13 protein-coding genes and 1 pseudogene are annotated in these 16,678 nt (G+C 40.0%); all 14 read left to right on the top strand.

Annotated features, from left to right (window positions below):
- The first annotated feature begins 39 nt into the window (after positions 1 to 39).
- The 14 genes and pseudogenes from P157_RS0100415 to P157_RS0100350 all read left to right on the top strand — a co-directional run bounded on the left by P157_RS0100415 (position 40) and on the right by P157_RS0100350 (position 16,678).
- Positions 40 to 1,485, top strand: a complete 1,446-nt coding sequence (locus tag P157_RS0100415) for a glycosyltransferase family 9 protein (protein ID WP_026759274.1) — start codon at positions 40 to 42, stop codon at positions 1,483 to 1,485.
- Positions 1,486 to 1,953: 468 nt separating this feature from the next.
- A complete protein-coding gene (locus P157_RS0100410; RefSeq protein ID WP_026759273.1) occupies positions 1,954 to 3,468 on the top strand; it encodes a glycosyltransferase family 9 protein in 1,515 nt (504 codons plus the stop codon).
- A 48-nt stretch (positions 3,469 to 3,516) separates the two neighbouring features.
- Positions 3,517 to 4,806 carry a glycosyltransferase gene (locus P157_RS0100405; protein ID WP_026759272.1) on the top strand — a complete coding sequence of 430 codons (1,290 nt, stop codon included), beginning with the start codon at positions 3,517 to 3,519 and terminating at the stop codon, positions 4,804 to 4,806.
- Between the two features lie 155 nt (positions 4,807 to 4,961).
- Positions 4,962 to 6,476 carry a glycosyltransferase gene (locus P157_RS0100400; protein WP_196243087.1) on the top strand — a complete coding sequence of 505 codons (1,515 nt, stop codon included), beginning with the start codon at positions 4,962 to 4,964 and terminating at the stop codon, positions 6,474 to 6,476.
- 12 nt (positions 6,477 to 6,488) lie between these two features.
- A complete protein-coding gene (locus tag P157_RS0100395) occupies positions 6,489 to 7,700 on the top strand; it encodes a polysaccharide deacetylase family protein (RefSeq protein WP_026759270.1) in 1,212 nt (403 codons plus the stop codon).
- Positions 7,701 to 7,720: 20 nt separating this feature from the next.
- The gene (locus P157_RS0100390; RefSeq protein ID WP_026759269.1) at positions 7,721 to 9,037 is read left to right on the top strand and encodes a nucleotide sugar dehydrogenase; all 1,317 of its coding nucleotides are present in this window, start codon (positions 7,721 to 7,723) and stop codon (positions 9,035 to 9,037) included.
- A 17-nt stretch (positions 9,038 to 9,054) separates the two neighbouring features.
- Positions 9,055 to 10,032 carry an SDR family oxidoreductase gene (locus P157_RS0100385; RefSeq protein ID WP_037368401.1) on the top strand — a complete coding sequence of 326 codons (978 nt, stop codon included), beginning with the start codon at positions 9,055 to 9,057 and terminating at the stop codon, positions 10,030 to 10,032.
- Complete coding sequence (locus tag P157_RS14710; RefSeq protein ID WP_026759267.1) at positions 10,025 to 11,347, top strand: glycosyltransferase; 1,323 nt, start codon at positions 10,025 to 10,027, stop codon at positions 11,345 to 11,347. Before P157_RS0100385 ends, P157_RS14710 begins: the two co-directional genes overlap by 8 nt.
- 10 nt (positions 11,348 to 11,357) lie before the next feature.
- On the top strand, positions 11,358 to 12,431 hold the full coding sequence (locus P157_RS14705; RefSeq protein ID WP_051598408.1) for a methyltransferase domain-containing protein: 1,074 nt from the start codon (positions 11,358 to 11,360) through the stop codon (positions 12,429 to 12,431).
- Between the two features lie 97 nt (positions 12,432 to 12,528).
- Entirely contained in the window at positions 12,529 to 13,689 is a 1,161-nt protein-coding gene (locus tag P157_RS0100370) for an FkbM family methyltransferase (RefSeq protein WP_026759266.1), read from the top strand.
- 333 nt (positions 13,690 to 14,022) lie between these two features.
- Positions 14,023 to 14,778: pseudogene (tnpA, locus tag P157_RS15820) on the top strand (IS66 family insertion sequence element accessory protein TnpA); the annotation flags it as partial.
- 62 nt (positions 14,779 to 14,840) lie between these two features.
- Positions 14,841 to 15,311, top strand: a complete 471-nt coding sequence (locus tag P157_RS13450; protein WP_072000132.1) for an IS66 family transposase — start codon at positions 14,841 to 14,843, stop codon at positions 15,309 to 15,311.
- A 194-nt stretch (positions 15,312 to 15,505) separates the two neighbouring features.
- Positions 15,506 to 15,871 carry a helix-turn-helix domain-containing protein gene (locus P157_RS0100355; RefSeq protein ID WP_026759263.1) on the top strand — a complete coding sequence of 122 codons (366 nt, stop codon included), beginning with the start codon at positions 15,506 to 15,508 and terminating at the stop codon, positions 15,869 to 15,871.
- 3 nt (positions 15,872 to 15,874) lie between these two features.
- A complete protein-coding gene (locus P157_RS0100350; protein WP_026759262.1) occupies positions 15,875 to 16,678 on the top strand; it encodes an ImmA/IrrE family metallo-endopeptidase in 804 nt (267 codons plus the stop codon).

The raw sequence follows: 16,678 nt of genomic DNA, 5'->3' as shown, positions 1-16,678 counted from the left end.
TGATATATCAGCTGTAATGAATAGGTAGATGATAAATATATGGACAAATACACATATTTATTCCCGTTTGAAAGTATACCTTTTAAATCCAAAATATTAATTTATGGTGCAGGTGATGTAGGTAAGGAATATCTGAAACAAATGCTTATGACAGGTTATTGTCAAGTGTTAGGATTTGTAGATCGTCGAGATAATAAACAATCGATGAGTTTTCCGATCTATTTACCTGATAAAATCGCCGATATTCCGTTCGATTACATAGTTTTAGCATTCAAAACTCGGACTACAGCCGAAGACGTTACTTATAACTTAACAAAACAGGGCATAAAAACGAGTAAAATTATTTTTCAAGAAGCACGAGCGGAAATACCAATTTTTGATAATTATTGTGAATCAGTTGATATGCTTGTTAATCAGGAATTCGCTTTTTGTAAATCTAAAATATCAGTTGCAATCAAAATGGGTTCTGCATTAGGAGATATTATTATCAAAAAAAAGCTCCTACTATCATTATCCTTGATGGAGCCCAAAATGCTAATAGATATTTATACCCCGTCTGGAAAAGAGAGAATTCAGTCTATTTATTCGGATTTTCCGCAATTGAATTGCGTTATTGAAGATGGAGGGGCAATTTATGCGGCGCAACAATCCAAATATGGGATAGCAATGACAGTATTTTATATGATAATAATAGATTATATAAATGATGAATCGATATCTGAGTCCCCTCATTTTTTTAAGAAAATGAAAACGCATCAGGAAAGACATAAAATGTATAATTTATCTAACTATCCATCTCATCAAAATTGGATACATTTTTCTCGTGGTAAATATTATAAGATGAATTGCTATTCGATTTATAATTATACAAATGTCTTTCAAATCACGGATTGGAGAGTTGTTATTCCATTCAGGGATAGTTATAAGAAAGAGTATAAAAATATGGATTTAATAAGCTATATTACATTGAACTATGGAAATGGGATATCTAGCAAGGGTAATAAACAAAGTGTAAGTAAGCAATGGCCAAAAGAGAAATTTGAAGAATTTGTAATAAAATTTAAAAAAAAATATCCGAATATTATTGTTGTACAATTAGGCGATCAAACTGCCGAAAAAGTTCGTGGGGTAGATAAGTATGTTTTGGGTAAGAGCCTTGAACTAGTAAAATATATACTAAAGGGTGCTATTTTTCACTTGGATATTGAAGGTGGACTTGTTCATTTGGCTTCACAAATTGGAACAAAATGCGTTGTTTTATTTGGACCTACATCAGAAGAATTCTTTGGATATAGAAATAATATAAATATTTCATTTTCAAAATGTAGTGGCTGTTTTTGTCTATATGACAATGTATATCAATGTGCAAGAGAAATGGAACGTCCAGAGTGTATGTGGTCGATAACACCATCTATAGTACTGAAAAAAGTAGAAGGGTATTTAAATTCTTTAGATGTAAAGTCTAATATTAATACCCTAAAATAATATATACATCATTCACATTTTTATTAGTATAAAACCGATATTGGTAGAGAAGAATGTCTAACAATTCTATACATACTTGATGAGTGAGGCTTTTGGAATGAGAACGTCACAATAGTTGCTTTAATTGTACATAAAGTAAGCACACTACTATAGGAAATTTAAACGTTTAAATGGCATGTTTTTGTGTGGTTTTTAGACACTTTTGTAAAGCGAAATATGTCTTTTTGAAACACTCAATGGATAGAATTATTCATTTCCAGTCATTGTTACTTTATCAATGGCTACATCACCTAGAACGTGATGCAGTGACATATGTATAGGATGTGTTTTGATGTAACTGTTGTATAGTTTTAGATAGGAATATGTACACATGTTTGTTACGGACTAAGGTTTGTAGAATAAAATATTTTGGTAATGTGATACGCAATAGTGGTGTGTGAACATTTATAAAAAGTTAGGATGACTGAGATGATGTATGTTGATGAAACAGAAGATGGGCTTAGCAACTTGATAAATTTTGCAAATAAGTATAATAAAATATATATATATGGAGCAGGCGCTATCGGAGAAATGTACTATTATATTTGTCAAAATATAGGTATACAGTTAAATGGATTCGTTGTGAGTGTAAAGTCTGATATGGTTGAGAAAAGATTAAAGGTTTTCTCGATTAACGAAATTACTCCTTTTTTTAATCAGAACACAGGAGTTATTATAGGTGCTTCTACAAAATATCATAACGAGATATTGAACCGGTTAAAATCATATAACGTAGGGAAAAAAATATTTTCTGATGTTGACGTTCAAATTATGTTTTATAAATCATTATTTTTTATAAAACAAATAAAACCGGAAAGACATATAGAATATAACAAAAAGCATAAAAAAATTGCATTTATCAGATTAGATAATCTTGGAGATATCTTGATGACACTTCCTTTGATTAGGGAAACGAAGAGGACGTGGCAAGATGCAAGGATTACGGTTATTGTCCGACCTCCAATGGTAGATTTATTCAAATATTGCCCGTATGTTGATACAGCTATTGGATATGACCCAAAATCCTCCATGAAAGAAAAGAAAGCTTTAGTGAAACAGTATTTGGATACAGTAGATATTATTATTTTACCTAGAGCGCAGGGCTTCGTGTATGGGCGAGGAGCCAGCGATGAATTACTATTAATGAGTATGGCAGTAGGATGTAGAAAAATCGGATGGACTTTTGGAGAAGCTGAAATGATGGGAATGAATGAAAAATATTCTGTGGTAAAGAAGTATCTCGTTCCGCAATTCTCTGATTTTTATTTTATTAGTGAGGGAATGCATGATGTAGAATATATGTTGAAAATATTGGAAGAATTTGGAGGAACTATTCAAGATAAAAATTTGGAATTATGGTATGGTCAAAAGGAAAGGAGATGGGTAGAAAGTGAATTGAAAAAGAATAATATTGATGAACATATGAGATTGGTAGCTGTTGGGCTGACGGGAAGCACGGATGCTCAAAACTGGCCTGTAGATAAGTATAAAGAGTTGTTTGATATATTATATTGTCAATATAACGAATTACGCTTTGTCATACTTGGCAACGATAGTCGTGCTATGGAATATGCAGATGCTTTGAGAGAACTTCCAGGAGTAATTGATTTTGTAGAAAGAACAAATCTGCTGGAACTGGCTGCAGTTATAGATAGGTGTGACTTTTATTTAGGATCTGATACAGGGCTTATGCATATGTCGGCGGCATTAAATAAGCCAGTAATTGAGATTAGTTTTGGCTTACCAGATGCACCTAAATTTTGGGATGGGTCGCCATCATGGACAGGCGCGTATGGTGTATCACTTATAGTTTGCATGGCTCATTATGGAATAGAAGGTTGTAAGAAAGTATGTCATAAACCCTATCATTGTATAGGAACTATTACTGTACAGGAAGTAAAGTCTGCGGTAGACAAAATGATGTTTGCGTATAAAAAGGGATGATTTATGTAGCTATTTTTTACATATGATGGATAAGGAAGTGCTTGTAAAATGCGGGTTTTATGGATATGCAATACAATCCTAAATGAATTTACTGAAGAATTTCATCTACGTAAGAAGCCTTTTGAAGGTTGGATTGAGGGATTGTGGAATGAATTGAAAACTGATAAATATTTAGAAATTGGAATGTGTTTTCCCATCATTGATGAATGGCGTATGAAAAATTCTGTTTATAACGGATATAAGTACTATTCATATCATGCGATAATGGATCATGGCAGCTACTGTAGAAAGTATAAGAAAGAATTTCAATATATCTTAAAAGATTTTCAACCAGATGTTGTACATATTTGGGGAACAGAGCGGAACCACTCACGTGCTGTAGTAGAAGCGTGTTCTGATCTAGGTATTGACAATCGAGTTGCTGTACGTGTGCAGGGTATCATCTCGGCATGTGCTACATATTACACGGTAGGCGTTCCAAGAAAATATTATCCATTGAAGTCCGATGGAGTTACCAGTATTTATGATGAGGTGAAAAAATTCAGAAAAATCGCAAATAATGAGTATATAATATGGAGCCATGCAGCTTGCATTTGTGAACGAAGCGATTGGGGAGAATTTTATATCAAGCAAATAAATCCGCATATATGGGTTGAAAAGTTTGACAATATTCTCCGCGAATCATTTTATAAAAACTGTGGGAAATGGAATTTTTTGAGATGCACAAAACATATAATATTTGTTTCAGAGGCACACTATTCTATCAAAGGGTTACATTTTTTATTGAAAGCTGCTGAAATTCTCAAAAAGAAATATTCTGACATAGAGATTAGAATTGCTGGAAATAATCTTTTTGATGTGAAATATGGATATGGATATAAGGTTTTTATTAAGAATCTTATTGATGCGTACGATCTTCAAAATAACGTTTCTTATATAGGCCTACTTTCGGCTGATGAAATGGTTCAGGAATATCTTAATGCCAATGTTTTCGTTTCATCATCAGTTATAGAAAATAGAGCTAACTCGATATGTGAAGCCATGATGCTGGGCACTCCGACTATTGCATCGTATGTTGGAGGGAATATAGGAGTCATAAGACACGGAGTGGATGGCTATTATTATCCAGCGAGTGATTATTCTCTATTGGCAGGTTATATTGATAGAATTTTTACCGACAAGGAGTTGGCAAAGTCTATTTCTAAAGAAGCGGTCAAGTCGGCGTTGCAGAGACATGATAAGGTTAGGATAAAGAATATAATATTAAAAATATATTCTCAAATTACAGAGCGTGCAGGTACTAATTTGAATAAATCAATTTGGGGAGAAGTAAAGTGATACATTCTAATATTGTTATTCGCGGTACGGGTATCTGTGCGGAGCGTCTTATTAGGCAAATGAACGCACTAGATAAAGAGTGGCTATCGTGTATTTTATGTTTTGTGGATCACGATCCGAGGGTACATGGGACTATATTTCATGATAAGCCAGTAATGTCCGATGATAACATAGATTGGCATGAGAGAAATTTTCTATATATAATTGCACTGGGAGATGGTGAGCGAGTAGTAAAAGAACTTCAATCGGATAAGAATTTAGTTTACGGAAATGATATTATTACATATCAGGATTATCTTAGCAGGATGTACCGAAAATATCTGAAAGGAACTGAGCTGGTGACGTCACTTCTTGCGTGGGAATGCTCTGACGAAGGATGGGATGGACTGCATAATCTTTGTCGTACGCATGATGTGGTGGATGTTCTCACGTGTCTTTATCAGATATATCAAGGAAATATTGGAAAAGTAATGCCCATTATTGAACATAATGTTATTCCTGCTCCTGAACATAGAAATATTAAAACTGTTGGTCTTTATGTTTATGCCTATGGAGGTGGTGGGGCAGAACGCGTTGTCTCTTTGCTGATTCCTAGATTTACTTCTATCGGTTATCGTGTAATTCTTATTACACAAATTCAAAATGAATTGAATGAATATTCGTTGTTGAATGATGTACAGCGTATAACTCTTTCAAATCAAATGAAAGATGAGCCAGAGAAATATTTTAGGCAGTGGCAAGATATTTTTTCATCTTACCATTTAGATGCATTGTGCTTACATCTTCCTTATGAAGGCGAGGTTTTCTTTTTTACTGCTCTTTTAGCTAAATTGTGCGGTCTGCGTGTGATAGGGGAGAACCATACAAGTTGCATAAATTTTGTGCGTCAACGTGGAGGGCTACGGGGGCATGATAGGATGTATCGCATTCTCGATGGTCTCGTTGTTCTATCGCGAATGGATGAATTATTTTGGAGTGTGTTTGGATGTAGGACTCGTTATATTCCTAATCCTTGTCCTGCACTGCCGTCCTCAAATTCTTGCCACTCGAAAAAGAACGGTAGAACAATTATCTGGATTGGAAGACGTAATCAGAAGTATAAAAGAATTTGCGACACGGTCCTTATTATGCGTGAGGTATTGAAAAAAATACCTGATGCCAAACTGCTGATTGTCGGCGATAAAGTAAATGATGCTGATGACGCACGTTTTTTCTCACTGTTACAGAGAGAAAAAATAGAATCTCATATCGAAATTTGTGGTTGGCAGAAAGATGTAGGGAGCTTTTATAGTTTTGCTGATGTTATGCTTTTTACATCTCCGGGTGAAGGATTCCCTATGGTTGTAGCGGAAGCAATGCAGCATGCATTACCTATTGTTATGTATGACCTGCCTTATCTCGAACTGGTTCGTTCGGGCCGAGGTGTAATATCCGTCAAGCAGGGAGATATCTGCGGAGCTGCCGAAGCACTTACGAAAGTATTATGTGATGAAGATGTTCGCAAAAGGTTATCCCTTGAGGCATTGGAAAATATACGAGAATTTGAGCATTGGAATATAGATGAGTTATGGAAAGATATGCTTGAAAATGGAGGCGGGCAGAATATGAATCAAGACACTGGTTTAATGCCGACGCTTCTTCGTGAGCTTTGCGATTGGGAAAATAATTAGGAGATAGTGGAAGTGGAAACGTTATATAATTTGTCCGAAATACTGGAATATTGTAGTTTATCTAGCAGGATATATATATATGGAGCTGGCAATCATGGGAAACGCATGGCGGCTTTTTTGCGGCAAAATTCCATTAATCCTACTGGATTTGTTGTTTCGGATCTTTCAGGTAATGATACTAAGTTTCGTGGCATACCGATTATGGACGTGAATGAAATTTCTAATCAGATAGATGCATCGTATTTGGTTTGTGTGTCGGAAAATAATCATAAAGCTATTCGTGATACCCTTGCACAGCGTGGCATAGCAAATTATCGTATTTTGTCGTGTGAGCTTATGAATACACTGTGCAAGGAAAACGATTGGTCCCACCTTGCATCCGTTAAGCAGGATGGCTTTATTCAAGTATTGATGTTTCATCGGGTTATAAAACTGGAACATAATCCGTGGAGAATGGCAGTTTCTCCTGATTTATTCGATGAGTACATGAGGCATATTAAAGAAAACTATCGCTTAATGCGTTTCGATGAAGATTGGTCAGAAGTTAGGGAAAAATCTATCGTGGTTACATTGGACGACGGATATGCAGATAACTACTGGAATGCGTTGCCAATTCTTGAAAAATACCAGATACCGGCCACAATCTTTGTGTCATCGGAAAACATTGGTTTGACCCGTGAGTTTTGGTGGGATAGATTGACACGCCTTATTCCAACGGATGAACTAAGGACAGTACGTGACAAATTGAAATTTATGGAGCCGGATGAGCGTGGATATGAACTGGACAAAATTGAGAAACGTTTTTGCACACCGGAGAACGCCCCTTCTGAAGAAGGAAGGGCCATGAATGAGGAGGAATTGAAGCGGCTGGCTGATTCTGAGTATATAACCATTGGGGGGCATACGGTATCACATGGCGCATTGGCTGGAGAATCTTCTGAAATGCAGAAATGGGAAATAACTGATTCAAAGTTGAAGATTGAAAAAATCATCGGAAGGCCAGTGACGGTCTTTTCTTATCCTTTTGGACAAAGGGACACATATACAGCGGAGACGATAAATATGTTGAAAAGCGTAGGATATATAAGAGCTGCTGCTACTTGTCCCGGGGTAGTGACGAAAGAAACGCCGTGTTACGAAATACCGAGGAACGGACAGCCGGATTATTCCTTGGATGATTTTGCCAGAGCACTAGAAGAAAAATGGTATTTTTACGGATCATGAATACTGGGAAGTGAGAAGAAATGCTAGATATCTATGAGTCTTTAAAAAATCGAAAAACTAAACTTTCTGTCATAGGTCTCGGGTATGTAGGATTGCCGTTGGCTGTAGCCTTTGGAAAACGAGCATCTATTATAGGCTACGATTCAAATTCGAAAAAAATTGATCTTTATCAATTAGGTGTTGACCCAACTGACGAGGTGGGTGATGATGCCGTGAAACAGTCACAAATCGAGTTTACGGATAGTCCATTACGGCTCAGAGAAGCGCGGTTTCATATTATAGCAGTGCCGACACCGGTGAAGAATGACCATACGCCAGATCTATCTCCACTTGTAAGTGCAAGCAGGACACTTGGCCAGAATCTTGTGAGAGGAGCTGTTATAGTTTATGAGTCAACCGTATACCCCGGGGTTACGGAGGAGGTATGTGTTCCAATATTGGAGCAGGAATCCGGGCTAAAATGCGGCAAGGATTTTAAGGTAGGATATTCTCCTGAGAGAATCAATCCCGGCGATAAGGAACACAGGCTAGAGAATATAGTGAAAGTAGTTTCCGGCATGGATGGAGAAACCCTTGACATTGTGGCGAAAGTTTACAGCATGGTTGCATTGGCGGGCATACACCGTGCACCATCCATTAAAGTGGCAGAGGCAGCAAAAGTTATTGAGAACAGCCAAAGGGACATCAACATTGCTTTCATGAACGAATTGTCACTTATTTTCCATCGTATGGGAATTGATACTCATGACGTGTTGGAGGCAGCAGGCACGAAGTGGAATTTTTTAAGATTTACTCCTGGTCTTGTGGGGGGGCATTGCATAGGGGTAGATCCTTACTACCTGACCTATAAGGCTGAAATGTTGGGTTATCATTCGCAGATCATATTATCAGGACGACGCATAAACGACGGGATGGGGGTATATGTGGCTACAAGCTTGGTTAAGCGGCTGATTATGCAAGGGATACCAGTTAAGGGAGCGAGAGTAGGAATACTCGGACTGACGTTTAAGGAAAACTGTCCTGATGTACGAAATACGAAGGTCATGGACATATATCATGAACTTATGGAGTATGGTATATGCCCAATCGTTGCAGACCCCATAGCCGATATGGGTGAGGCGGAGCGATTGTATGGTCTGCGGCTTAAAATCGTGGATGATATACACGATATGGATGCTGTGGTTATTGCCGTCGCGCATCAGGAATTCATTTCTTATGGTAGAGAGAGAATTTCATCATTGTATCGCACAAAAAGGTCAAAAATACTTTTTGACCTGAAAGCAATTTACGATAAAAAGGAATATAGTACACCTGAATATGATTATTGGAGGATGTGAATTAATTGGAGAATATAATGGATTTGCCACAGGACAGCGTGTTTCTCGTGACCGGAGGCGCAGGATTCATCGGATCAAATCTTTGTGAAACACTTCTGGATAAAGGCTTTTATGTAAGGTGCTTGGATAATCTCTCTACGGGGCATATAGAGAACATAGAACCATTCATGAGTAACAAAAGATTTACCTTTATACGTGGCGATATTCGAGATATCGAGGTCTGCAGGACTGCGACGAGACAGGTGGAATATGTGCTACATGAGGCGGCATGGGGGAGTGTGCCAAGGAGTATAGAATACCCCCTGTTGTATGAGGAAATTAATATACGTGGAACGCTTAACATGATGGATGCAGCACGAGAGAACGGAGTCAAAAAATTTATCTATGCATCAAGCTCGTCAGTTTACGGAGATTCGACGCAATTGCCGAAAAAAGAAGGAGAAGAGGGCATATGCCTCTCTCCTTATGCATTGACCAAGCGCACGACCGAGGAATACGGAAGACTTTATTATGAGCTTTATGGTCTTAACACTTATGGGCTGCGGTACTTTAACGTGTTCGGCAGGAGACAGGATCCCCATGGCTCATATGCTGCTGTCATACCCAAGTTCATAAATTTATTGTTGAAAGGTGAAAGGCCTGTAATACACGGAGATGGAAGGCAGTCCAGAGACTTTACATATGTTGATAATGTCGTTTATGGTAATCTGGCAGCCTGCATGTCATCTTCAGGAGCAGGGCAATCGTTCAACATAGGGGCTGGCGGGCGTGAATATCTCATTGATGTGTATCGTGAGATTTGTGATATCTTACATGTGAGTATTGAGCCCAAGTTTGATGCGCCGCGCCCAGGGGATATACGGGACTCAAATGCCGATATAACCAAGGCTCGAAAGGTTATTGGGTATTCACCGAGATACGATTTCAAGGAGGGGCTTTCGCGTTCGATTGACTGGTACAAGAGCCATTTTGAGGAGATGTGCACACATGGTTAAGGTAAGCATACTTGTTCCGGTGTACAACGTAGAGAAATACATCCGTCAATGCATGGACAGCGTGATAAATCAGACGCTGCGTAATATCGAGATTATATGCATAAACGATGGATCAACTGATGATTCGCTCTCTATTTTGCGCGAATACGAGATGAAAGATTCACGCGTGAAGATAATTGACAAGGAAAATACAGGCTATGGACATTCGATGAACTTGGGGCTTAGTGTAGCGCAGGGAAAATACATCGGTATAGTCGAGAGCGACGACTTTGCCGATGCGGAGATGTTTGAAAGACTTTATGATGTGGCCGAGTCAAACAAGGCTGAGGTAGTAAGGTCTAATTTTTGGATTCACAGGGGAAATGGCAACGATGAGTTTAGAGAAATGCTCCAGGGGTGCCCTTACGAAGATGTAATTATCCCTCATGAAGTGCCTGGAAAGTTGTGGGAAGACACTTTTTTATGGACATCGATTTACAGAAAGGATTTCCTCGATGTCAACAAGATAGGCTTCAACGTGACGCCCGGTGCGTCCTATCAGGATGTAGGATTCACGCTTAAAGTTCTCTCATGTTCTCAAAGGATGGTGCTGCTGCGGGAGGCTTATCTTCATTACCGGGTCGATAACGAATCTGCTTCCGTTAAGTCGATTGGAAAGGTTTATTGCAAGGCGGACGAAATTGCCAGTGTATGGCAATTCTTAGAACATCGTCCTAAGATACTGGAAAAAACATGTTGCCTCATACCGTATACGATGTATTGCCTCTATAAAGCAGATTACCTGCGTGTAGCACTGGACTTCAAGATAGACTTTTTGTCGCGTTTTATGGATGAATTTGCTGAACTTGAATCAAGGGGATATTTGAACGAGAAAAATTGGGATTTTGAGTCATGGTGCGAGATGAAAGATATGATGCGCTACAGGGAACAATTTTTTTGCAACGCATATTTGGATGTGCAGCGGAAGCAGCTTCAAACAATTGGATTTTTATCTGAGATAGAGAAAGCTGGGAGAGTTTACATTTATGGTGCAGGAAAAATAAGCAAGGGTACGATTGGAATTTTGCAAAAAAGGAAGATTGATATCGTTGGGATTCTTGTGACTTCAACGGAAGGTAATCCACCGTTTGTTTGTGGAATCGAAGTAAGGAAGTTTTCTTCTGCCGAAATTGACACGGAAAAGGATACTGTTGTGGTAGCTGTGTGGGGAAAAGCTCAGGCAGCGATAGCATCGCGACTCCATGACGAGGGAGTTAAATTTGTGCTTGTGATGGACGAGGAGTTGTATAGAGCATTGCAGATGAAAGAGAGGTGAGAGGGCGTCTATGAAAAAGGATATTATCGTTTTCGGATGTGGGAGATATTATAAAAGCAAGAAAAATGCACTTCAGGAAAAGTACCGGATAGTAGGCTATCTTGATAACAATGCGGAAAACTTGTCACCTATGGATGACATACCAGTCCGCCGACCAGGCGATTTATCAGAGCTCCCGAAAGTTTCAATTATGATAATGGCAGATAGACCGGCATTTATTGGTATGTATTTTCAGTTGCGTTCACTGAATGTTTCAGTGGAGTACATTTTGTTTGGATTTAATGAGAAACCCGCTCATAACTTGACGGAAAAATTATCGCTGCAATCAGGAGCTATCATTCGCCCATTTGAGAGTCGGCTGGCAATCGTCTACAAAAACAAAATTTTTCCTTTTGCCAATGAAGATGAGTACAAAGAAGCTACACGATTTTTGCATGAGGCGACAAATCCTTATGTCAGATGGCTGGCTACTATGCCTACGAACCAGATGGGGAGAGCATTCGGCGGTGAATTTGGCACACCAATTGACAGATATTACATAGAGCGGTTTTTGAAATTATACAGCGGTCATATCCATGGTGATATTATGGAAGTGGCGGAGAGTACATACACATATCGGTTTGGGAGTGACATTCGCAATGCCTATAAGCTACATATCAACGGTGGAGAAGGATGCATAAAGGGAAATCTTGAAACGGGGGAAGGAATTCAGGACAGTACTGTTGATTGCTTCATATGCACGCAGACATTGCAATTTATATATGACATTCATAGCGCGGTAAAGAATATATACAAGCTCCTTCGCCCTGGCGGGACAGCACTTATAACTGCGCACGGAATCAGCCAGATAGCCATGTACAGTTATCGGAACTGGGGCGAGTATTGGAGATTCACCGAAATGTCGTTGCGACGCTTGATGGAGGAAGCATTCGATAAGGATAAGATAACTATCTTACGCTACGGGAATATGAAGACGGCTATGTGTTTTTTGTACGGGCTATGTCAAGAGAATCTCGAGGAGGATGATTTCGAGAGAGAGGATGAGATGTTCCAGTTCGTGCTTGGTGCAGTATGTGTGAAGTGAAAGTATAGTATGTCACTTTATTTTGTGATACGAAATTTTATTTCCATTGGCAGCGAGTTCAGGGAATGCTTGGAGCAGTGGAGGGGGCAGAGGTAGAATGAGAGACATGGAAGATTTGATTCTGCAGGGGGAGCGAAGTAACGACAAGAAATATGAACGCTATATGTCCATCCTCGCAGACAAACGCGTGTTGGCACTTTTCGGTGCGGGACGAGAGGGGGTCAAGGTTGCGGAGTGCCTAGTGGGAGCTTTTCCTGACAAGGATATATTCTTCGTGGATAATGACACGGCAAAGCAGGGAAAGGAGGTAGTTCCCGGCATTTGTTGCTATCCGCCGGACAGAATGCGAGCGTTTTCGGCTGACGAGCTTGCTGTGATGAATGCTACGCTTTTCCATGTGGGGAAAATCCAAGACTGTATAGCGGACATGGGATTTGCTGAGTGTCTCGTACCGCCGCTAAAGGAGGATCCTTATCACAGGGGCTTTGCCTCGTTCCTTTACAGAGCAAGGAATGCAGGGCTGTATGCCTCCCATTTGCCGGAACTTCGGGAGGTTGCAGGACTGCTGGTTGATGACGAATCCCTGCGGGTTCTGGTAGGGGCAGTCAAGTGCCGTGTGTCCGATGACAATTTGGCAGGTGAGCTTTTGTCGTTGCCTCAGTACTTTCCAAGTGAAATAAAGGGGCTTTTTAGACAGGATGAGGTTTTTTACGATTGCGGGGCCTATATTGGCGATACGACAGAGGCTTTCCTAGAACAGACCAAGGGTATATTCCAAGCGGTGTATGCCTTTGAAATGGATCCCGCCATTTTTAAGCGGTTGGAATCGAATCGGAGATTGCTAGACGACAGAATTTCCATCTTTCCCATCGGCATTAGTGACCGCAATGGCGAGGTAGATTTTACGCCCATGGCTGAGGGCGATGGCTCATCCTATGTAATTCGCTTTTCCGGCAACCTTATTGCCAATGGTGTGGCGCAGCTTCGTTCCTTAGACGCACTTAGGGAGAAAGGGGTTCTGGCAAAGCCAGCGACGTTTATCAAGATGGATATAGAAGGGGCTGAAATGGATGCCCTGCGTGGGATGAAGCATATGCTGAGGAGTCATAAGCCCAAATTGGCAGTATGTGTGTACCATAAGCCGGAGGATTTGTGGGAAATTCCTTTGTTCATTCATGAGGTTGTTCCAGAATACCGAATGATTTTGCGGCAGCATTCACCCTTGATGAACAAGGACACCGTTTTGTATGCGTTCTAAATTTTGAGGTGCGTGCCGATCAAGATGTTTCGTTTGCAAAACTTATTGCATGATAAGTGGGGGACAGCATCTAGACCGAATCAACAAAAAGCTCCTAGGGTCAGGCAAAAAGGCGTAATTGTACCTAACAGTGGCATTGTGAAATATGTAAATAAATGGCTTTTGAAAATAAAATTTCCTCCAGTTAAGTGAAATATATACACTTAACTGTAACCGCAAAATAATACGGTGTATGTAAATTTTTCCTCCTAGATGAGATAATTGACTAAAATAAGCCACACGAAAAAGCTGAAAAAGCCATTTTAGTCAAAAATTGTCCGGGAGGTTTTTGTTATGACTCAAATTCAACAACTCAAGCAGCAACATTCTTTAGCATCCTGGAAACAGATCATTCTTGCCCAACAGAACAGCGGGCTTACTGCCGCAGAATATTGCCGCCAGCAGAATATCAAATACAATGCCTTTTACTATTGGCAACGCAAAATTCGCGAAGATTTTGCGGCAGCTGCACTCCAGATCACCCCAAAGGATGAGCCTGCTCCTGAATTTGCTACGTTGGCAACTGCTACCGTTACGACTACAGTTCAGGCCTCAACGCTGCCCTCCAGGCTGAAACTTGCCTGTGGTCCTGTAAGCTTAGAAGTCAATGAGCAAACATCGAGCGAATTGCTTACTAATTTCAAACTGTGCATAACTAAGGCAAATCTGTGGATAGCTCAGCCCGCGTCAGTACTGACTTCGCGGGCTTTTTGTGGTATAATGGATGGAGCAAAAATCAAGAGGTTTTCCATGACAGACATCCGCGAACAAGAAATGCAAAACCGCATAGATTCACTGACCTTGGAGAAGGAAAACCTCCGCTATGAAATAGACTGTCTCAAGGAACAGATTGCTCAATTGAAGAAAATGGCTTTTGGCTCACGCACGGAGAAAACCAAAAAGATTCTTGGCGAGCTCGAAGAGATCAATCTTTTCGACGAAGCTGAGGTCGAGGCAAAAGGTAGTGCCCCAGAGCCGGTCATAGAAGTCCCCGCGCATCAGCGGCGCAAGAAGCAGAAAGGCCATCTGGAGCAGATTCTGAAAGATATGCCGCATGAAGAACGCGTAATCACCCTGCCGGAAGATGAGCGTACCTCAACGAAATATTTGCATTGGATAAGGACCTTTCCCATAGGTCTGCTGAAGAACGTCAGGCAGAACGTCTGCGGCTTGAAAAAGACAAGCTGGAGGCTTTCTTCGTGTGGCTGGAAAGGATCAAGCCCAAGACTTTGCCAAAATCTGCACTGGGCAAGGCTGTAAACTATGCGCTCAACCACAGAAAAGGACTCAGCGTATTTCTGCAGGACGGTAATATTGCTTTATCCAACAATATTTGCGAACGCGCCATCCGTAACTTTACTATTGGCCGCAAGAACTGGTTGTTCAGCGCATCGCCCAAAGGGGCAGCCGCCAGCGCTGCCGTGTATAGCATTGTAGAAACGAGCAAGGCTAACGGCCTTGAGCCATTCCGCTATCTGACCTATCTGCTTGAAAAACTGCCCAATATAAATTTTAAGATACATCCTGAACTGCTGGAAGATTTTCTTCCCTGGAGCAAAGAAGTTCAGCAGAACTGCAAATAAAGATGAGCCTGACCAAGGTATAGATGGTCAGGCTCGTTTCAGCCATTGATAACACCGGATGGTTTATCGCTTACTGACAATCAAGCATAGCGTCTCTGGATATGAGATGTTATGCTTGATTGTGCTCTTTGTGAAGCGTATAATAGTAATAAGATGGTGATTGTTCTTATATTCTGAGATAAAGGAGGCAGACTATGACTAAATTTATTAACAATGTAAATATATACTTGTCAAAAATGAAAATCAAACAAGCTTATCTGAGTATGATTACAGGCATTGATAAGAATAAGATGTCGCGTTTGTTGACTGGCGCACAAGAGGAAAGTGGAACGGATATGGAAAAAATCGCTCAAGGGCTAGGGAAGAATATAGAGTTTTTCTTGGCTGATACGATGATTATTCCACGAGCTGACACATCTGCTGCTAATAAGATTGCTTTTTATGCTGGAGAGCCATCCGGAGAGCAGCAACAGATTGCGAATCAGTTAATGGAGCTAATGGAAAATATCGATGAGGTAATGAGTGCAAAGAGCCGATTTGAAAACATGGCAAGGGGATAGGATATGGAGCTGGAACGTTTACGGACAATCATTGCCTACAGTGATAAGAATCGTGAGGATATATATTCTATGGTAAAACGATTCTGTTCATTTGCGGGAATTGAATATGATAGTGCACTCCTAAATGTCTTACAAATTGCAAGATCATCCTTAAAAAAAAAGGGATATCTTGTTTTTGAGATGCCGTTTGCTGATGATGAAATCGGAGCATTATGTTATAAAGGGGATGGGATGGGGTATGTCGTATTGAATACATCTTTGCCCCGGGTAAATGTAAACTTTGCTATAGCTCATGAAATTTATCATGTTTTTTACGGATCAGATGAATTTGTTTCCAAGGTTGAATTTGCAGATGATCACTATTATGAACATGAAGGGGAATACGCAGCTAATCTCTTTGCAGGTATGCTATTGATGCCGGAGGTCAGTTTTAGAAGGATGTTCTCTAAATTCAAGGAAGAATCAAACGGAAATGAAACTGAGACAATCATACGGTTGATGGCATATTATCAAGTACCATATATGGCGGTATTAATCAGAAGTTTAGAACTGAATATGATTGCCGGAAATGAAGTGCAGGAAGAGGTGTTCAATGTTGAAAGAGATTATATCAGGCAAAAGATGAATGATTTGTGGCTGGATGAAAGTATCATGAACCCTTCTCGGAAAGATGACTATGCTCACATGGAGACTATGGTGTCAAGAGCTGGAAAAGAGTTCATTGAAGATGAATTCATTAACGAAAGAACGGTCAATAAAGCGCTAAAGAACATGCGTGAGCTATATACAAGGATTAAAGGGAAGTAG

Origin of the sequence: Selenomonas ruminantium AC2024 (assembly GCF_000687995.1) — a bacterium.
GTDB classification, from domain to species: domain Bacteria; phylum Bacillota; class Negativicutes; order Selenomonadales; family Selenomonadaceae; genus Selenomonas_A; species Selenomonas_A ruminantium_B.
The sequence above is the reverse complement of the archived record's forward strand: the minus strand, read 5'-3'. Positions and strand labels throughout refer to the sequence as shown.